Origin of the sequence: Candidatus Villigracilis affinis, from assembly GCF_016705895.1 — a bacterium.
GTDB classification, from domain to species: Bacteria; Chloroflexota; Anaerolineae; order Anaerolineales; family Villigracilaceae; genus Villigracilis; species Villigracilis affinis.
Map to the genome: position 1 here is coordinate 1 of NZ_JADJKT010000039.1, position 19,407 is coordinate 19,407.

Annotated in this window: 21 protein-coding genes; 18 read left to right on the forward strand and 3 right to left on the reverse strand. The window is 48.6% G+C overall.

What is annotated here, in order from left to right:
- Nucleotides 1-122 precede the first annotated feature (122 nt).
- From IPI86_RS21240 to IPI86_RS21250, 3 genes are all read left to right on the forward strand, one after another.
- A complete protein-coding gene (locus tag IPI86_RS21240) occupies nucleotides 123-434 on the forward strand; it encodes a DUF3224 domain-containing protein (RefSeq protein ID WP_345300291.1) in 312 nt (103 codons plus the stop codon).
- A 149-nt stretch (nucleotides 435-583) separates the two neighbouring features.
- Entirely contained in the window at nucleotides 584-1,804 is a 1,221-nt protein-coding gene (locus IPI86_RS21245) for an ATP-grasp domain-containing protein (protein ID WP_345300029.1), read from the forward strand.
- A 46-nt stretch (nucleotides 1,805-1,850) separates the two neighbouring features.
- Nucleotides 1,851-2,102, forward strand: a complete 252-nt coding sequence (locus tag IPI86_RS21250) for a hypothetical protein (protein WP_345300030.1) — start codon at nucleotides 1,851-1,853, stop codon at nucleotides 2,100-2,102.
- A 407-nt stretch (nucleotides 2,103-2,509) separates the two neighbouring features.
- Here the strand turns inward: IPI86_RS21250 and IPI86_RS21255 are convergent, their stop codons facing one another.
- Nucleotides 2,510-2,707: a hypothetical protein gene (locus IPI86_RS21255; RefSeq protein ID WP_345300031.1), complete on the reverse strand. Its 198-nt coding sequence runs from the start codon at nucleotides 2,705-2,707 to the stop codon at nucleotides 2,510-2,512.
- Between the two features lie 49 nt (nucleotides 2,708-2,756).
- Between IPI86_RS21255 and IPI86_RS21260 the strand changes: the two genes are divergently transcribed.
- The 9 genes from IPI86_RS21260 to IPI86_RS21300 all read left to right on the forward strand — a co-directional run bounded on the left by IPI86_RS21260 (nucleotide 2,757) and on the right by IPI86_RS21300 (nucleotide 9,209).
- Entirely contained in the window at nucleotides 2,757-3,374 is a 618-nt protein-coding gene (locus tag IPI86_RS21260) for an HD domain-containing protein (protein ID WP_345300032.1), read from the forward strand.
- Nucleotides 3,375-3,482: 108 nt separating this feature from the next.
- A complete protein-coding gene (locus IPI86_RS21265; protein WP_345300033.1) occupies nucleotides 3,483-3,851 on the forward strand; it encodes a hypothetical protein in 369 nt (122 codons plus the stop codon).
- A 184-nt stretch (nucleotides 3,852-4,035) separates the two neighbouring features.
- Nucleotides 4,036-4,989: an alpha/beta hydrolase gene (locus tag IPI86_RS21270; protein ID WP_345300034.1), complete on the forward strand. Its 954-nt coding sequence runs from the start codon at nucleotides 4,036-4,038 to the stop codon at nucleotides 4,987-4,989.
- A gap of 139 nt (nucleotides 4,990-5,128) precedes the next feature.
- The gene (locus tag IPI86_RS21275) at nucleotides 5,129-5,590 is read left to right on the forward strand and encodes a hypothetical protein (protein WP_345300035.1); all 462 of its coding nucleotides are present in this window, start codon (nucleotides 5,129-5,131) and stop codon (nucleotides 5,588-5,590) included.
- A gap of 101 nt (nucleotides 5,591-5,691) precedes the next feature.
- Nucleotides 5,692-6,072, forward strand: a complete 381-nt coding sequence (locus tag IPI86_RS21280; protein WP_345300036.1) for a hypothetical protein — start codon at nucleotides 5,692-5,694, stop codon at nucleotides 6,070-6,072.
- Nucleotides 6,073-6,111: 39 nt separating this feature from the next.
- Nucleotides 6,112-6,471 carry a hypothetical protein gene (locus tag IPI86_RS21285; protein WP_345300037.1) on the forward strand — a complete coding sequence of 120 codons (360 nt, stop codon included), beginning with the start codon at nucleotides 6,112-6,114 and terminating at the stop codon, nucleotides 6,469-6,471.
- Between the two features lie 18 nt (nucleotides 6,472-6,489).
- A complete protein-coding gene (locus IPI86_RS21290) occupies nucleotides 6,490-7,662 on the forward strand; it encodes a YgeY family selenium metabolism-linked hydrolase (protein WP_345300038.1) in 1,173 nt (390 codons plus the stop codon).
- 28 nt (nucleotides 7,663-7,690) lie between these two features.
- Entirely contained in the window at nucleotides 7,691-8,074 is a 384-nt protein-coding gene (locus IPI86_RS21295) for a nuclear transport factor 2 family protein (protein ID WP_345300039.1), read from the forward strand.
- Nucleotides 8,075-8,144: 70 nt separating this feature from the next.
- Complete coding sequence (locus IPI86_RS21300) at nucleotides 8,145-9,209, forward strand: radical SAM protein (RefSeq protein ID WP_345300040.1); 1,065 nt, start codon at nucleotides 8,145-8,147, stop codon at nucleotides 9,207-9,209.
- Nucleotides 9,210-9,273: 64 nt separating this feature from the next.
- Here IPI86_RS21300 and IPI86_RS21305 read toward each other — a convergent pair whose 3' ends face one another.
- On the reverse strand, nucleotides 9,274-9,561 hold the full coding sequence (locus IPI86_RS21305) for a hypothetical protein (protein ID WP_345300041.1): 288 nt from the start codon (nucleotides 9,559-9,561) through the stop codon (nucleotides 9,274-9,276).
- A gap of 11 nt (nucleotides 9,562-9,572) precedes the next feature.
- Here IPI86_RS21305 and IPI86_RS21310 point away from each other — a divergent pair, with 11 nt between their 5' ends.
- Nucleotides 9,573-10,730 carry a glycosyltransferase family 4 protein gene (locus IPI86_RS21310; protein ID WP_345300042.1) on the forward strand — a complete coding sequence of 386 codons (1,158 nt, stop codon included), beginning with the start codon at nucleotides 9,573-9,575 and terminating at the stop codon, nucleotides 10,728-10,730.
- 25 nt (nucleotides 10,731-10,755) lie between these two features.
- On the opposite strand, the gene IPI86_RS21315 is transcribed toward IPI86_RS21310, so the two are convergent.
- A complete protein-coding gene (locus tag IPI86_RS21315) occupies nucleotides 10,756-15,069 on the reverse strand; it encodes a response regulator (RefSeq protein WP_345300043.1) in 4,314 nt (1,437 codons plus the stop codon).
- 242 nt (nucleotides 15,070-15,311) lie between these two features.
- Here IPI86_RS21315 and aspA point away from each other — a divergent pair, with 242 nt between their 5' ends.
- The 5 genes from aspA (at nucleotide 15,312) to IPI86_RS21340 (ending at nucleotide 19,365) form a co-directional block, all read left to right on the forward strand.
- Entirely contained in the window at nucleotides 15,312-16,715 is a 1,404-nt protein-coding gene (gene aspA, locus IPI86_RS21320) for an aspartate ammonia-lyase (protein WP_345300044.1), read from the forward strand.
- Between the two features lie 2 nt (nucleotides 16,716-16,717).
- Entirely contained in the window at nucleotides 16,718-17,230 is a 513-nt protein-coding gene (locus IPI86_RS21325; protein WP_345300045.1) for an N-acetyltransferase, read from the forward strand.
- Nucleotides 17,227-17,991, forward strand: a complete 765-nt coding sequence (locus tag IPI86_RS21330; protein WP_345300046.1) for an arylamine N-acetyltransferase — start codon at nucleotides 17,227-17,229, stop codon at nucleotides 17,989-17,991. Before IPI86_RS21325 ends, IPI86_RS21330 begins: the two co-directional genes overlap by 4 nt.
- Nucleotides 17,992-18,095: 104 nt before the next feature.
- On the forward strand, nucleotides 18,096-18,419 hold the full coding sequence (locus IPI86_RS21335) for a hypothetical protein (RefSeq protein WP_345300047.1): 324 nt from the start codon (nucleotides 18,096-18,098) through the stop codon (nucleotides 18,417-18,419).
- Complete coding sequence (locus IPI86_RS21340) at nucleotides 18,403-19,365, forward strand: MoxR family ATPase (RefSeq protein WP_345300048.1); 963 nt, start codon at nucleotides 18,403-18,405, stop codon at nucleotides 19,363-19,365. Before IPI86_RS21335 ends, IPI86_RS21340 begins: the two co-directional genes overlap by 17 nt.
- Nucleotides 19,366-19,407: the final 42 nt, after the last annotated feature.

Below are 19,407 nucleotides of genomic sequence, written 5' to 3' on the forward strand. Positions count from 1 at the left end.
ATATCACTATCGAAAAAGATAAACAATATGAAAACAAATGGAACTTTTACCGTCAAGAAATGGGATGAAAGAAGTGACCAAGAAATTTCTTCCGATACAAAAACGATAAAAGTATCTGTGGAATATGTTTCACGGGAGAAGCCGAAGGATTGGAATCTGTAGAGTATTTGATGTTCTACAAACACTTTGATTCCAAAAATCAGCACAATTCTTCATCCATTTTTGTTGGCTTGCTCAGGTTTAGCGGAAAGTTGTCAGGAAAAGAAGGAAGTTTTTTTGTTGAAGAACGAGGTACTTTTGAGAATGGTGTGGTCAATTCCACGTTTAATATCATCACCGGCTCAGGGTTGGGAGAACTCCAACAAATAAGCGGGACGGGATTTTGTCTTGCTAACCAAGATGGTTCTCGTTTTGAGTTTGAATACAATTTATAGAAAATTGATAGTCACCTTGGAGCTTAGCCTTGTTGTATCAATTACCAATTTAGTTCTGAACGTTCCAAAGTCTTTTATCTTGCACGGAAGTGATGGAGGAAAAATCAGCGGGCTGTCAAAGCAGTTCAAAATCATCAAAGGAGTATTTCATGTTCTTTGCAGATAAACCTTACATCTCAGACTTTTTCAAGCAGACGATCAGGGATAACAATATTCCAGTGGTAGGCACCGAGATCGCAGAAAAGCTGGGATTGTACAGTGGCACAAATATCATCAGCGAAAAAGCGGCAGTTGAAATGGCGCGTGCCTCTGGTGACCTAAGAATTTACACCACATCTGAAAACGCCATCGGCTGGATTTCAAAACATTTGGCATTCAGCGACCTGCCTGAAAAAATAGCCTTGTTCAAAGATAAAGTGAAATTCAGGAAACTAACCCAATCCATGTTTCCAGACTTTTATTTCAAAGAAGTCTGCGTGGAGGATTTAAACCGGATTGAGATCAAAGATATACCCCTGCCATTCATCATCAAGCCCGCGGTGGGATTTTTCAGCATGGGTGTTCGCAAAGTCATCAGCCATGCGGACTGGCTCAGCACCATTGATTCGATCTTCACTGAAATGGATAAAAATAAGAGTGTGTATCCCGAAACGGTCTTGAACACCAGTTCATTCATCATCGAACAATGTATCAACGGCGACGAATACGCCTTCGATGCCTATTTCAACGCGAGCGGCGAGCCTGTGGTGCTGAGCATTCTCAAGCACACATTCGCATCCGAAACCGATGTCAGCGACAGGGTCTATACCACGTCAAGAGAAATCATCGAAGAAAATCTGGCAGACTTCACCGATTTCGCAGGCAGGATCGGCAAACTGGCTCAACTGAAAAACTTCCCAGTCCACATCGAGGTCAGGCGAGAAAACGGCGTCTTGATGCCCATCGAAGTCAATCCCATGCGCTTTGGCGGCTGGTGTACTACTGCGGATATTTTTCACCTGGCGTATGGTTTCAATCCATACCTGTGTTATTTTTTGCAGGAAAAACCAAATTGGGATGAGGCGCTAAAAGGAAAAGAAGGCAAACTCTACAGCCTCGTTGTATTGGATAATTCAACAGGCGTTCATGTAAACCACATCACCGACTTCGATTTTGAGAAGTTGCTTGCCAATTTCGAAAAGCCGTTAGAGTTGCGAAAAATTGACTACAAGGAACATTCGGTCTTCGGCTTTTTATTCACTGAAACCAGCACAGATAATTTTATTGAGTTGAAGGGAATTCTGGACTCGAATTTGAGTGAATTTATTATCACCACTGAAGTCCACCAACTTTCCAATGAATCTTTCAGACCGAAACCACAGGGCAAGTAACGCAAACCGTTGGACAGTTATTGCTAAATTTGTTTACTAGAGAATCATGGATAGCAAACAAATGCTCCAGCAAGTCAAATATGTCATTTTCAAAGGCATGAAATCTATAACGCCTTTCAGCATCGCAGCCATGACATTGTGGGTAATATTATTAACTTTATGGTTTTGGAGCGTTGGCCTTTTTGATTGGATCATTACGAATAGCTTTTCGTATTTCCCAATTATCGCTATTATTTATCTTGCCGTAGATATATTAGACTTTATCGGTAATAAGCAAAGAGCCTGTTTTGGACGCTGAAAAACGCTGATTCGAAAAAAGAGAAATCTGCGTCTTCCGCGCGAATCAGCGTCCCGATTTAATTTCCGATAGAGTCTATTAGGTATTGTCGTGATTGGCTCAATTTACTGCTTAACTAAAGTAAAATTTCGAGGGCTAATTAATATTGTTTTGGGTTTTATCGTTGCTGTATTAATGATTGGATTATCAAACTCGATTTTTTGGCTAACATTTTATTCAAATGAAAATTCCCCTTTTTTTTGAAAAAAAATTTTCAATCCCTTTTTTTTCCCCCCAAAAAAAAAAAGGCGACACCGTTCTGGTTTACATGGGATGGCAGATTAATAATTTAGCCATCTTTGAGTTTCAAAAATAAAGCGATAAAATTCAGTTCTTCAAGCAGTTAGCGTGTTTTGAAATCACGGTAACTACCCAACAAAGCGTGCACCTGCCCCACCCGTCCATCGGACTGCTTCGCAATCCCCAAATGCGACATTGAAATTTGTGAAGGGACTTAATGTGCGCTGGTCGTATTTGGAGAGGGATTTGGCTTCGAGTTTTTTCTGCTCCCAAGCAGAGTCCACACCCGCCACGGCGACTGTCCACGGGCGCAAATTGTCACGCAACCGAGAGCTTTTGACAGATCCTTTCCAGCATAAAATCTTGCAAATGTATATGAACATTCCTTCTTTCGAACAAGCTGAAGCATTTATCAAAGAAGCGCAAGGCTTGAACCCGGGGCCCTGGGTTCAACATTCTTTTTTTGTTGGGAAAGCGGCAGAGTCAATCGCACAACATCATCCAAAGCTTGATTCGCAAGCTGCTTTTATTTTGGGGTATCTCCATGATATTGGACGGCGGTCGGGCGTTGCAGATATGCGCCATACTCTTGACGGTTATCACTTTCTCACAGAAAAAGGTTTTGATTACGCAGCCCGAATTTGCATAACCCATGTATTTCCCCTGAAACATATAAATTCTGTCGCGGGTAAATGGGATTGCACAGAGCAAGAATTAGATTTTTTGGATGAATATCTTTCAAAAATCGAGTTTGACGAATATGATAGGCTCATTCAGCTTTGCGATGCGATCGCTCTTCCATCAGGGTATTGTTTGGTTGAAAAACGCTTAATGGATGTAGCATTAAGGCATGGAGTAAATGAATTTAGTGTTCCCCGCTGGAAAGCGTTTTTGGGTATTCAGAAGGACTTTGAAGGTGTAATAGGTCAGTCCATTTACAAGGTGCTTCATGGAGTTGTCGAGAATACTTTTGGGTTCAATCCTTGTGAATAACGAGAGCGTGCCAACAAAAAATGCCCTGGGCTTGTCCGCTTCAGAAGAATAGTCCGCCAGCGTAAGTCGTTGGGCAGAAAAAGCAGAAACCCTAATATAGGAGTGCAAATGGAATGGGAAATTAGAATACATAGCGAAGAAAAGTATATGGAAGTAATCACCAAAGGAGTCGCTGATAAAGATGGCTCATTAAATATGGCAAAAACAATAACAGAAACAATGCAGCAGCACAGAATCACCAGAGTGCTAATTGATCATCGTAATATTGAAAGTGTTTCTGGGAAAATAATAGAAATCTATGATCGCCCAAAGCTGCTCAGAGTGGTAGGGATTATCATGGGGGTGAAAATAGCAGAAATCATCAAGCCAGACCATGTAAAGCATTTTAGTTTTTTTGAGACTGTATGTATCAATCAAGGATTTAAAATATCAATTTTCCAGGAAAGCATGCCAGCACTGGAATGGCTTCTAAAATAGAATTATGGAGTTTATGCAATATAACATCCACTCAACAACATATGTTTTGAACCCTCAGACAGGCTCAAAACGGGCTATTGAAAGTTCTGCCGCCAGTCTTCACTTCAAACAGTTTTCTACACCTCAGCCTTTTCTACTTTGATAGAGATTTTCTGCTCCGCCTCAGCACCTCCCATTAGAAACATTGCATCATTTTAAGGAAACGATTTACATGAGCCCTAATTCCCATCCTCCGATCGGCAAGCTGGTAGACGTGGGCAGTCATCAATTACATATCTATTCCACTGGCGAAGGAAGCCCATCAGTCATCTTCGAATCTGGCGGCGCAAGCTGGTCATTGGATTGGAATCTAGTTCAAACCGAAGTAGCGAAATTCACCAGCGTTAGTTCGTATGATCGCGCAGGGTTCGGCTGGAGCGACTCTGGTCCGAAACCCCGTACCAGCGAACAAATTGTCACAGAGTTACACACTTTGTTGACGAACGCGGAAATCAAAAAACCATACATCTTGGTCGGCGCTTCATTTGGCGGTCACACAGCCCGACTTTTTTCAAAAAAATTCCCTGATGAAGTGGCTGGTGTCATATTGCTTGATGCACGACACGAAGCCATTAACTCAAAAATGCCGCCCGCATGGAAAAAATTAGAAACGGCTGGAAAGGGAATGTATCAGGTCATGTTACTGGCTTCACGGTTGGGTGCGCTAACGCTTTTAGGTAAATTGGCAGGAGAAAAAGCCGCCCCATCAATCGTAATGAAATTGCCGCCTGAAATACGACCCATGTATCTTGAAGTTGGTTTTCAGCCCAAATACTTTCAAAGTAATCTTGATGAATTAGCCGCAAGCGGTGAGAGCGACAGGCAATTAAGCACAACTGGCTCGTTGGGAAATATTCCACTAACCGTCATACGGCATGGCATTCCTGATTTATTCGCCAGCATGCCTGTCGAACAAGCAGAACAGGCTGAAACAGTTTGGCAGGAACTACAAAAAGACCTGGCGAAACAATCATCAAACAGTCAAATGCTAGTTGCTGAAAAAAGTGGTCATGGAATCCAAATTGACCAACCGGGTTTAGTGGTTGAAGCTATTCGCCAAATGGTCGAAACTATCCGCGGAGTCTCAACTTCGAAATAACAAACGGATCGACAAAACGCTGGTGACTGCCACTTCGCCCAAGCAGTTTTCTACGCCTCGGCCTTTCCGCCCGACGAAAAAAACCTGTCCGCACAGCGTCACGGTCCGCGAGTATATGCCTGTGGACAAAAGGATAATCATGAATCAAAAATATAAATCCATGATATATGAAAGAGTTGACCTGGCGAGAAAGGGAGAAACCAAAACTGTCATTTCCAAAATGGACACTGGCTGGCTTGTACTTGGAGACAATCAAAACATTCCTGGATATTGCGTTTTTTTGTCAGACCCGGTGGTTGAGAATATTCATTCACTTGAAATAAATCAAAGAACAAAATTCATGAAGGAAATGACAATTGCGGGCGAGGCACTGCAAAAAGCCGTTGGTGCCAGGCTGATCAATTATTCAATATTGGGGAATGCGGATATCGGCCTGCATGTACACATTCACCCAAGGTATGAATGGGAAGATGAAAAATTCAAAACAAAAAATCCCTTTAAATATTATTGGGAAAATGTTGAGCCGATCGATTTTGACTATGAAAAGCATAAGGATCTGATAATTAAGATCAAAACGGAATTGGAAAGAATATACAAATAAAAAGAACAACGTTTATAGATTCATATCACAATTTATATGCCTGCTAATATAAGTCATTAATTGACCTGTCCGTACAAACTGACAATGAAAGGTGGTTCGCAATGACAAACGTGATATTGAGCGTGTTTTTTGTATTGACCATTATCTATATTGTGCCTTTCCTGATATATGGTCTTGCTTCAGTGGTGGCAGGCCTAAAGTCACCGGAAGGCGCGTCCCCGGCACGCTTTCTGGTCAGCGTGCTGATCTCAAAGATCGGAACAGCCATCGCATTTGTGCTGATCTTCCATTTCGCCCGTAATTCATTGAGCGGACAGTGGATACTCTATGCTTTCCTATGGTGGCTGATGTTCGTCATGGGTGAAATCGGGCAAACCATTGGTCCAAACTACACCTGGAAGGAAGCCGTTGCAGGCATCCTGTCGGAGACCATCTACCTTCCGCTATCCGCCTATGTAACCAACTGGCTGATCGCGGGTTGAAATGAAGACACCTTGTTCGCCTTAAGAAGGCAAAATTAAATGGATAAAAGTACAACATTGAAAGCCCTGGGAATTGCAATTGCAGTCATCCAGATCCTTGATATCATCCTCCACGCCGCCACAGACCAATTAGAAGTCATCCGTGTCGTTGCGAATATGATTCTACTTTTATGGCTGGCAGTTGCGGCGTCAGGTAGAGTCGGTGCGATTTTTTTATCCATCGCGATCGGCTCCATCGGTCTATATCTTCTCCTCAACCTCGTTTTTCTCGCCCGTGAAGGTTTGACCAATGCCGGGCAAGGCGGGGGATTAAGAGTTACACTTTTCGCATTGGTGTTTCTGACTGTAACTTTATCAACAGCATTGACTTTTATATACAACAAACGATCGCCAGCCTAAAATGCAAGAGAGAAAAGAATGAATTCATCCGATCTGCTCGCGCCAGAAATAAAAAAAGAGCTTGTTGAATTTGCCCAAAGCCTTGTTAGGACTAAAAGCCTTTCCGGGCAGGAAGAGGCTGTCATCAAACTCATCGAAAAGAAAATGATTGCCCTCGGATACGATGAAGTAACCATTGATTCCATGGGGAATATTCTCGGAAGAATCGGTAGCGGCGAAAAATCGATCTTATTCGACTCGCATGTTGACACGGTTGAGGTCAAAGACGAAAGCAAATGGGACTTTCCTCCTTTTAGCGGCGACATCGTGGATGGGCGTCTGCATGGCAGGGGCTCTGTCGATATGAAATCTGCGGTGGCTGCTTCCATTTACGCTGGCGCCATTGCAAAGAAAATGGGCTTCACCTCTGGCAAAACAGTCTATGTTTCCTGCACGGTATTCGAAGAGGATTGCGACGGGGAAAACCTGAAGCATTTGTTCAAGGAGCTTGATCTCAAGCCAGGGTACGTGGTGATCTGCGAACCGTCAGATAACGTGATCACGCTTGGGCATAAAGGCAAGGCGCAGGTATCGATCAAAACCCACGGCGTATCCGCACATGGGTCTGCGCCTGAAAAGGGCGTAAACGCCATTTACGAAATGGCTGAGATCATCCAACGTGTCGACAAAGCCAACCTCGAGCTTATGAGAAAGGGCGAAATGCGGGGAACCCTGGTCATGTCGCGGATATCCAGTGTCAGTGCATCCTTGAATGCCGTCCCCTCCGAATGCGAAGTGTATCTGGATAGAAGAATCATCCCAGGCGAAACAGAAGACGACATCCGCCGCGAAATGGATCAGCTTATAAAAGACAAAAATGCGAGCTGGGAAGTGGGCACCCTCCACCGAAAAAGCTGGACGGGCATGGAAATTACGTACGAGCCATTCCACCTTGCGTGGAAGATCGATTTGAGCCACGAACTTTCAAAGGCTTGCATTGCCGCATATCAGGAAAACTTCGGGAGCGAACCCGCTCAATATGATTTCTGGGATTTCAGCACCAACGCAGTCACCCCTGTCAGCATGGGAATTCCCACGATCGGTTTTGGTCCCGGAGAATACAAACTCGCTCACATGCGAAATGAAAGCTGCAAAGTGGATCAGATCCTTGACGCATGCAGTTTCTATGCGAGAGTGATCGAAAAAATCTAAGTTTGATTTTACGGCAAGGAGATGTTGTATGAGTCCAATCCGCATGTCAAGAATAGAATCGGGCGTCCGCACTGTGATCGAGTTCAACGAGGCCTTCAACCGCCACGATGTCGCAGGGATGATGAATCTCATGACGGAAGACTGCGTCTTCGAAAACACCGACCCAGCCCCCGATGGCACACGATATTCGGGAAAGGAAGCCGTCACCAAATTTTGGGCGGACTTCTTCCGCGAGTCACCACAGGCCCATATCGAGATCGAGGAAGTCTTCGGCCTTGGGCTTCGCTGCATCATGCGCTGGAAATACAGTTGGGTGGACACAGCAGGCAAAAAAGGACACGTCCGCGGAGTAGATATCTTCCAGTTTAAAAACGGCTTGATCTTCGAAAAATTGTCTTACGTCAAGGGATAAATATACGCACCTCATGGGTGTTACAATTGGCGACACCTTATTAATTTATTCCGAGTCAAAGACCTTAGCCATGTATAGCCTTGAAACCATTTCCACAGAAAAAGACGACTTCCAAAAAGCGGTTTTGAATGCGCGCGCGTTCAAGCCGCTTTACGTTAAGATTAAGATCAACTACGGTTGCAATCTCAAATGCGAGATGTGCAAACACTGGCGCGAAACCCGCGAAGCGCCCATTTCCATGGACAGGTTCAAGGAAGTCATCACAGAACTCGCTGAACTTGGCACGAAGAAAATTCATTTCTCCGGCGGCGAGCCGATGCTCCGCCCGCAGTTGCCTGATTTGGTCGCACACGCCACGGGGCTGGGAATGCGCGTCACGCTCACAACGAACGGCACGCTAATCAACAAGGAAAAAGCCAAAGCCCTCATCGAAGCGGGATTGCGCGGCGTGAACGTTTCCATCGACTCACCCATTCGCAAAGTGCACGAAAAGGTGCGCGGTGTGGAAGGCTCGTTCAAACTGACCACCAAAGCTGTTTCGCTTTTCAATAAATATTCTCACAAGGGAAAATTGACTGTCCGCATTAACACGGTGGTCAGCCGCGATAATTATTTCAGCCTCGCCACGTTGCCCGATCTCGCCCACGAACTCGGCGCGGATGGGATCAACTTAATCCCTGTGGATGATCACTGCGGCGAGCATCTATCCATGCGCAAAAAAGATATTGCATTATTTAACGAAGAGATTGCGCCACACATCGAAAAACGCGCGAGCGAATTAGGCATTACCATCGCAGATGAAGACGCATTCCCATTTGGTAGAGACGAGTCCGAGGTCAGGTTGGGACGCGCTGGAAGATACGCATTCGGTTACTATGGCAAGCATCCCTGTTTCGCCCCGTGGACGCATAGCCTGATTGATTTCAACGGCTTCGTTTATGTGTGCTGCATGACCCGCGAACAAATTCCCCCGCTGGGCGATATCCGCAAACAATCCTTCAAGGAAATTTGGGAAGGATTGGCATATCAAAATGTGCGCCAAAAAATGCACCCGCCTTCATTGAAACCCTGTCAGCGCTGCGATGATTTTATTGTTGAAAATAAAAAGATCTGGGATATGGTTGGGCCGTATTAAATTCACCACAAAGGGCTGCAAAGTTTTTCCTTCGTGTACCTTTGTGACCCTTTGTGGTAAAAAATCAACTCAAATCAGAAAACAAATCCCCGCTCTCATCATCCATGTCATTCATACTTCGGGAGCGATCGAATGTGCTCAGATCGGCTGGCGTGAACAAAGCCGCCGCGATCGGCAGTGCAACGGGCATTTCCAATCCCTGCTGGCAGGCCAGGCATACCCGCCCCTCTCTTGTCTGATTGGTATGCTCATCGCAAAAACCGCGCCCGCACTTAACACACGCGCCCAACGCAGGGTTTTCACAGCGATGCGGAACAAGATAACCAATAATCATTTCACATTTTTCAGCCATTGAGACACCTCATGAAAATTGCATTGCTTTCAGAAAAGTATACACCAGACATCGGCGGTCTCGCAATCTCAACAGGACGTTTGGGTCATCTGCTTGATTCTGTTGGACATAAAGTCCGCGTCTTTGCTCCAAGCCCAAACCTGCCAGCCTCCGAAAAACAGACTCTCCCCTCAAACGGAGTCAGCGTCACTCGCTTCGGCGCACACAAACGCGCGGACGATACACTCGTGGATTGGTTTGAACTCATCGTCGAAGAACACAAGCGCGAACCATTTGATCTGATCCACGCCTACTTTCTTCCGCAGGCAGGATTCGTCGGCACGTATGCAGGCAAGTATTTGAACATTCCCAGCGTAGTCTCCATCCGCGGCAATGACATCGAACGCGCCGCCTTTGACCCATCAAAGTTTTCGCATGTGATGTATGCCCTGCAAAATGCAAGTGCGGTCACAACCAACGCCAGCGAATTGGCAAAGAAAGCCAAAGCATTTATTGACCGCGAAATTCACCTCATCCCCAACGGGATCGATACCGAGCGTTTCAAGCCGATGGAGCGAAATGAGATGTTGGCGGAGGCGATTGGGTTGAGGGAAAGGAAAGAAGAAAGGGAAAGTGCTGTAAGCTTTAGGATCGGCTTTGTTGGTGAACTGCGTGAAAAGAAAGGGCTGGCCACTCTTTTAAGTGGCTACACGCAAGTCACAAAGGAAATGCCCGTTTCCCTGCTCATCGTCGGCGAAATCCGCGAAGGCGAAGATAAAAAACTCTTTGACGAATTCCGAGCGTTGAATCCTGAACATCGAATTGTCGTGACTGGACATGTCCCCCACAAAGACCTGCCTGCCTACTATTCATTGATGGATGTGTTTGTGCATCCTTCATTAAGAGATGGAATGCCGAATGCTGTCCTTGAAGCGATGGCTTGCGGAAAGGCTGTTATCGCCACACCCGTCGGCGGTGTGCTGGATGTGTTGGAAGATGGTGTGAACGGACGCTTCACCCCTGTCAACGACGCGGAAGCATTGGCGCAGGAAATCGAAGCCCTGTTGAAAGATGAACAGCAAAGAAAACAATTGGGGGAACAGGCGCGAAAAACGATTCAAACAGCCTTCACGCCGCAAAGAGAACTCGAAGCGAATCTGAGAATTTATAACGCCCTCGTGGGGAAATAATTTCTCCGCTTTCGGAGAGCGGATTTCAGTCCGCTTTTGCAGCCATCTCTTCGATGGCTCTTTGCAATTCCTTCACCTGGATCGGCTTGCTGACGTAATCGTCCATGCCGGCTTCGAGGCACATTTCACGGTCACCTTGCATGGCATTGGCGGTCATGGCAACCACGCGCGGCTGACGCGCAAGGCTGGGCATCACACGAATGGCGCGGGTGGCTTCCAACCCGTCCATTTCAGGCATTTGAACATCCATGAAAATCAGATCGTAGAATTGCCTGCCCAACGCTTCGAGAACTTCAAGACCGTTGGCGGCGACATCGGCGCGGTAGCCCATGCGGTCAAGCATTCGCAGCGCCAGCTTTTGGTTGACAGCATTATCCTCGGCCAGCAAAATGCGGATGGGAATGCGTTCGGCCAGGGTGTGATCGAATTGCTGTTCAAGCGCAGCGACATTCACTGGTTTGATAACTTCAATGGCAAGCGCTTCAATGAGGGCGTTATACAGCACAGACTGTTTGACTGGTTTGGTGAGGAAGGCCGAGAATTCCATCGCGTCCAATTCTTCGCGTGAGGAAAGGGAGGTCAGCATGACGAGCGGCGTTGTGATGTGATGGGCAGCTTCGTATTTACGAATCTCCGCTGCAAGAGAAACACCGTCCATCTCAGGCATGTGCATATCGAGGACGGCGACATCGAAACGCTCCCCACTTTGGATGGCGGACAGGGCTTCCAACGGGGTTGCGTAGGCAACCGGGCGCATGCCCCAGTTTTCCGATTGCAGGGTGAGGATGCGGCGATTGGTCTCGTTATCGTCCACGATCATGATGCGCTTGCCGCGCAGTTGAATCGGGGCGATCAATTTCGGGGGTGTTGTGGCAGTTGTCGGCGGGGTATGAACCGTGAAATGGAAGGTGGAACCTGTCCCAGCGAAGCTATCCACCCACATCGTTCCGCCCATCATTTCAGAGAGACGTTTGCTGATGGCAAGCCCAAGCCCGGTGCCGCCATATTTGCGCGTGGTGGAGGCATCCACTTGCGTAAAGGATTGGAAGAGCGAAGTGAGGCGTTCAGCGGGAATGCCGATGCCCGTGTCTTTGATGGAGAAGTGCAGGAGCGAGCCTTCGGGCTGAACGGTGATGAGGACTTCGCCCTTCTCGGTGAATTTGACGGCGTTACTCAGCAAGTTGACGAGGATCTGGCGCAAACGGGTGACATCACCCATCACGGTTTCGGGCACGTTCGGCTCGATGAGCAGACCGACCTCAAGGCCTTTTTCACTGGCCTTCAATGCAATCAGATCCACGGCGCTTTCGACACATTCACGCAAATCGAAAGGCTGGGCCTCGAGGTCCATTTTGCCCGCTTCGATCTTGGAGAAATCGAGAATATCATTGATGATGGTGAGCAGGGCATCGCTGCTGCTGCGAATGGTTTCGGCAAATTCGCGCTGTTCGGACGTGAGGCGTGTATCGAAAAGCAGGCCTGCCATGCCGATGATGCCGTTCATCGGTGTGCGGATCTCATGACTCATGCTCGCAAGGAAGGTGGATTTTGCACGATTGGCGGTCTCGGCCAGTTGACGCGCTTCCTCCGCTTCGCGGGTGCGGTCAGCCACGCGTTGTTCGAGTGTTTCGGTGAGCGCGGTCACTTCGGCGATCTTTTCCTGTAAGGCGACATTCACAAGCTGCAGATCGGCATTCGATTTTTGCAGGGCATCGTATTGCCGCTCGGAGGCATCACGCTGTTCCATCAAGAGTCTTTCGCGCTGATCCAGTTGATATCCGCGCAAAGACCAGCGATTGAGAAACCAGCCGCCCAATATCGGGAAGAATAACAATGCAAACCAGTTCGTCCACTGCCAGCCTGGCAATTGAAAATAGACATAGGCAAAGAACAAAACTGCGATTGCGCCGCCCGCCCACACCGTGCGGAAGCGTGACGGGCGCGGCACCTGCCAGGTAAATTCCCATTCGCAGTATTCATCGCCATGCAATTGACATTTGACCTCGCGCACCTGTGCGGGAGGCAGGTTTGCCACCACGGGCGGGATGTATGCCATGCTGCCTTGAATGGTTTGACAGGTCATGTAAATGACGTGGCGATGCGTCTCTGGTGAAGAATGTTTTAAGATCAAGTCGGGATACCAGCGCAGGGTCGCGGAGGATGCGTTTTCATGTATGACTCGCACATCCACATCACCAAATTTCGAAGCGAACCGCGGCACGACGTTGAACACCTGCCTAATGCTAAAAGCGCGCAAAAGATAGGCCATGCTTTGTACGATGGCATATCCCTGATGGAAGAAGAAGTTCGGCACATGCGCGATCTCATTACAGGCATCCCGCACGACCGTCCCCAGATCGTAGGAGGCGTACCCGAGACTCAACAGGCTCTCCCGTGTCAGGTGATGGAATTCAGGAATACATTCATTCACGCGCTCCAACAAACGCTTCATGGCTTGCTGTTGGGCCTGTGCAATGGCATCTTCCACCTTTATCCCCGCTGGAGGGTTTCCTGCCGCCTGCCGCGCAACGGTGGCAAGCATGAAATCAATGGTCACACGCAGAAAGATGCCATTGAGTTCTTTGATGGGATTCCCGTTCGCATCCATGCCGTAGGGATGGGAGATCAGTTTTCGGGGCATTGGCGGCAGATCAGGGTCGGGTGAAGCGGGAACAGCGTTGAAAAGAATCTCGTTCGGCTTGATCTGTTTGCGTTTAAAAACATCCCAAATGCGGCGCGATCGCGGTGTTTCCCAGGTAAATTCCCATTCACAATATTCGTCGCCATGCGCCTGACATTTCGTCTCGCGGATCTGCGCGGGCAGCAAATTGGAATGCACGCGCGGAATCTCGCTGAATACCCCCTGAAACACCTGACAGACATCATACACATACCGCGCCTGCATAGACTTGGGCAACTGCAATAGGTGATCTCCCACCCGCCATTGAATCACCGCGCTGGTCGTAGTGACATTGAACACACGGATATCCGCCTTGAAAAAGCGCGCCACCAGATTGGGCATGATGATGAAGGTGCGCCGCAAGGTCAACGGGCGGATGAGCCACGGCGCAAGATAGGCAAGTTTGACACCGCGATTGAAATCGAATTTCGGGTCACCGGAAAGCTCGCTGCAGTAAATGGCGAAGAAAGACGAAAACTCAGCGGAGAAGGAATTACCGTCGCGCGTCATATCCTCCAAAGTCACCTGGAAGCGCGAATCTGGCATGGCCGCGTTGAGTCTGGTTACAAGCATCTCGAGGGCTTGCGTCTGCGCTTCTGCGATCTGCTTCTCACGCAAGGCGACAGGTGTATCCGCAGGTAGGGAGGCCGTGACGTTTCGTGCGATGCACTCTTTCAAGTATTCGATGACACTTCGCAAGGTGGCCGCATCCGTGTTGACGATGCGCTTGCCGTTCTCATCCAATCCATACGGATGAAAGACCATCCGCTCGGGCAGCGGCGGAAAATCCACGATCTTCTGCTGAAGTTCGGGAGTGCGTTCGCTCAAAGCCGAAACGGCGGGCATGCTCGGAACAGTCGAGGCCTTCTTTACACCGAACAAACGATTCAAAAGACTTCTTGTCTCCCAAACGAATTCATACTCACAACAATCATCGCCCCACAACTGGCATTTATGTTCGATCACCTTCGCAGGCACATCTCCGCTTACCACAGTAGGTACATGCGAAAGCGATCCCTGCACGAACAAACAGCTTTCATGAATGAACACATTATGCATTTCGGGCGGCAGGGTTTGCAATTCTTTGGCGCAGCGCCATTGAATCACGGCGGAATTGCTCTTGACCGAAACGACCTGAAAATCGGTATCGGCGAATTTGGCGGCAAAACGCGGCAGCAGGTTGTACACCTGCCGCAATGAAAGCGGACGTACCAGTACAGCGATCGACTCAGGTACGCTGTTGACAGCCCGCGTAAAATGAAATTCATCGAACGCCTGACCCGAAATCTGCCGAGCGATCTCCGCAAAATACAGATCGAATTCAACGGAATATACATTGCCCTCGTTGAGCAGGTATTCCAGTGTCACATGGTGGCGCGGGTCGGCGATCGCCGCATTGAGGCGGCGCACCAATTCAAGTTCCGCCTTCCCCACAGCCTGTACATCCTTCGTCCGTAATTCCACTTGCTTCAGCATATATTTCAAAGTGGAACTGATAACCGTCCCCTTCGTGCGCCCGACATTCCGCCCATGCTCATCCACGCCAAACGGGCGCGACTTCATCAACGGCGGCAGTTGATAGGTCTCCGGCGCGGGTTTCGTTCTATTTGTGGAAATACGATTTGCCTGCAAAGGGGAATTGAATTCCGATACACTCATAAATTTCAAACCTCGAATAAAGCCAGATCCGTTTCGCGACAGATTACACTACAAATTCCCATGAATTTTGATTTTCACAATGGTATCATTATTTTGTCAAAGCATTCCGAAATCCTGGAATAAAAAACCGCATCTCGCCGACCCGTGGCCTGCCTGCTGCTCATGGGCTGACTCTCAGCCGAAGCAGAATCCCGGCAAATCACGAGCGCGGAGATTCGTAAATCAAAACTCTGGAGAAAAAAGTGAACCATCGCATCGAACATGACCTCTTAGGCGACCGTGAAGTCCCCACCAACGTGTATTACGGAGTCCACACCACGCGGGCGCTCGAAAATTTTCCCATCAGCAACATTCCCATCAGCACCTATCCAAGCATGGTCAAGGCATTGGCTTGCGTAAAGCAGGCCTGCGCACAGGCCAACCGCGAATTGGACCTGCTCGACGAAGAACATGCAAACGCCATCATCAAAGCCTGCGAAGAGATCCGCGCGGGAAGTTTACACGATCAATTCGTGGTGGACGTCATTCAAGGCGGCGCAGGCACTTCGACGAATATGAACGCCAATGAAGTCATCGCCAACCGCGCGCTGGAAATTCTCGGGCATGGGCGCGGAGACTACAATTTTTTGCACCCGCTAGAGCATGTCAACTTAAGCCAGAGCACGAATGACGTATATCCGACAGCGGTAAAAGTTGCGCTGCGATTCTTGATCGACGATTTGATCGCAGGCATGGAAGTATTACGCCTCGCCTTCGCCGCGAAAGCCGAAGAGTTCAAAGACCTGCTGAAAATGGGACGCACGCAATTGCAGGATGCCGTACCGATGACGCTCGGACAGGAATTCAGCACCTATGCGGTGATGCTCGAAGAAGACCAGCAGCGTTTACGTGAAGGTGCTTTGCTCATTCAAGAAATGAATCTCGGCGCAACCGCGATTGGCACAGGCATTAATGCGCATCCTGATTATGCCTCGCTGGCGCGCAAACATCTCAGCGAGATCACGGGCATCGAATACATCACCGCGGGCAATCTCGTCGAAGCGACTCAGGATGTGGGCTCGTTCGTGCAACTCTCGGGCGTGTTGAAGCGTGTGGCTGTCAAACTCTCGAAGATCTGCAACGACCTGCGTCTGCTGTCGTCAGGTCCACGGACTGGCTTTGGTGAGATCAATTTACCTGCCGTTCAAGCGGGTTCGAGCATCATGCCTGGGAAGGTCAACCCTGTGATCCCAGAGGTGGTGAATCAAATTGCATTTTTGGTCATCGGCAATGATGTCACCGTGTCTTTTGCGGCGGAAGGCGGGCAATTACAGCTCAATGCCTTTGAACCCATCATTGCGCACAGTTTGTTTGACGGCCTCATCTATTTACGCAATGGCTGCATCACCCTGGCCGAGCGTTGCGTGAAGGGCATTACTGCCAATCATGAACGTTTGAACGAGCACATGACCCGCTCGGTTGGAATCGTTACTGCGCTGAATCCGTTCATCGGGTATGAGAACGCCAGCTCCGTGGCGAAGGAAGCGTACTCCACCAACAAGAGTGTGACCGAGATCGTGTTGGAGCGCGGTCTGCTCACCAAGGCAGAATTGGAAGAAATCCTCAAGCCCGAAGTGCTGACCAAGCCGCGTTGGATCAAGAAATGAGCATGGAACTTCTCATTCGGCCTGAGAAGCCGACCGACCACAGCGCCATTGAGAAAATTACCGAAGCCGCCTTCGCTGGCAAGCCGTACAGCGACCAGACGGAACACCTTATTGTGAATCGACTGCGCGAAGCAGGTGCATTGACCTTGTCCCTAGTGGCAGAGTTGGACGGGAAAATCGTTGGGCATGTGGCGTTTTCAGCAGTGGCAATCGATGGAGAATATAAAGACTGGTATGGCTTGGGTCCTGTGTCCGTCACGCCCGAGTTGCAAAAGCAGGGCATCGGCTCGAAGATCATTCGGGAGGGATTATCCCTGCTGAAAGAAAAAGGCGCAAAAGGCTGTGTATTGGAAGGCAGTCCGATCTATTATCTGCGCTTTGGGTTCAAATCTTATCCAAACCTGGTTTATGAAGGCGCGCCTGCCCCAGAATATTTCATGGCACTGCCATTTTATGAAGAAATACCCACAGGCAAAGTGGAATTTCATAAGGCGTTTTACACAGGTTCATCATGACAATGGACGTTCAAACTTATTTGGCGAGAATTCAATATCAAGGTTCGCTGGAACCAAATTTACAGACTGTATCCGCCTTGCAAACGGCACACATGCGGACGGTTCCATTCGAGAATTTGAGCGTCTATTACAAACAGCCGATCACTTTGAGTGAAGAGGCGTTGTATCAAAAGATCGTTTTGCAGCAGCGCGGTGGATTCTGTTATGAGTTGAACGGTCTGTTCGCATGGCTGCTGCGCTCGCTTGGCTATCGCGTGACGATGCTTTCGGCGGGAGTGATCACAGACGATGGTGGATTCGGTCCTGAGTTCGATCACATGACCTTGCTGGTTCATCTCGATGAAGAATATCTGGTGGATGTCGGTTTCGGAGATTCGTTCCAGGCACCGCTACGAATCAACTATCGGGGAGAGCAAAGCCAGGGCGGCATGTCGTATCAACTGTCGGCGGCGGGAGAGGCGCTTATTTTGTCGGAGAAAAACAACAGGGATGAGAATCCAGTCATGCAGACACAGTATCGCTTCACGCTGGCATCCCATCAAATGAAAGAATACGAGGGCATGTGTCAGTATCATCAGACATCGCCTAAATCGCATTTCACGCAAAAGCGAATCTGCTCGCGCGCCACCGAAAATGGACGTTTTACCTTGAGCGATCTGAAATTCATCGCCACGGAAGATGGCGCGAGAAACGAAAGAATGCTGGGCTCTGAGGAAGAATTCAAGGCGGCTTTGAAGGAATACTTCAACATCAATTTATGACGAACGCGTCAGGAATCCGCAGGCTGACGCGTCTATGGAAAATCAGTGTACGTTAGGCAATTCCCAAAAGTGTGAGAGAATCACCCTATCAGAAGGAGGAGCAGATGGCATATTATCTTGTCACTGCCAAACCCATCGCATCAAAAATGAAGGACTTGCGAAAATGGCTGGACTCGGGGGAGATCAACGTCATGCGCCCGTTCGGAAACGCGCTTCAAAGCGGACTGGATAACGCGCGCTGGTATTCAGACGGCGTTGCCATTTGGGAGGAAGAGGATTATTGCGTGCCGCCTCTGGCGCAGGAACGCGCCGCCGTATTGGACGAATATTTCACAAACATCGAAGTTGAACATGTAACCAAAGGGGAAGGCTGGAAGAAGATCGAATCGTTAATCACCATTTGGGAGCCCCATGACAACCGTATTTGATTCCACCAAGACCGTAAAAAGTGAACTCTCGAAACAAAAGTACATCGCATCAGACGAAATCGCGACAATCGTTTATCTCGCCCAGAAATTGGGAAAGCCGCTTCTCGCCGAAGGGCCAGCTGGAGTGGGCAAAACCGAATTAGCCAAAGGGATAGCAGCGGCAACAGGCCGCGAATTGATCCGCTTGCAATGCTATGAAGGGTTGGATGAATCCAAAGCGCTGTATGAATGGGAATATTCCAAGCAGCTGCTATACACGCAATTGCTGCGCGATAAATTGAACGACACGCTTGGCAAAGCCGACTCCTTGACCGAAGCAGCGGATAGATTGGCAAAAGAGGAAGATGTCTTTTTCTCCAATCGCTTTTTGCTGCAACGTCCGCTGTTGAAGGCGATCTTGAGCGAAAAACCGACAGTATTATTGATCGATGAAATCGACCGTGCAGACGCGGAGTTTGAAGCCTTCCTGCTCGAAATCTTGAGCGATTTTCAGGTGTCTGTGCCCGAGTTGGGGACTCTTTCAGCAAAGCACAAACCGTTTGTGATTCTGACCTCCAACAACACCCGCGAGTTGTCTGAAGCGTTGAAACGCCGCTGTTTGTATTTGTTTATTGATTACCCGAATCTTCAGGAAGAATTGGCAGTTGTGCGCTTGAAGGTGCCAGACCTGAATCCAAAACTGGCACAGCAAGCCGTGGAATTCGTGCAAAGACTCCGCAAGGCAGACATGCGCAAGTCCCCCTCCATCAGTGAGACTCTGGATTGGGCAAATGCACTAGTGGCGTTGAATGCATCCAATTTGGATAAAACCATTTTGGAAGATACTCTTTCGGTTCTGCTCAAACACGAAGCAGATTTGCAAAAAGCAAAACGGCAGATGCTTAATCCGCCGCAACACCCCAAACAAAGACCAGCAGACGATTTCGGAAGATTCTCCGGGAACTGATGGCAATACTACTACAATGAACAATCCGCCAAAAGACCGCCA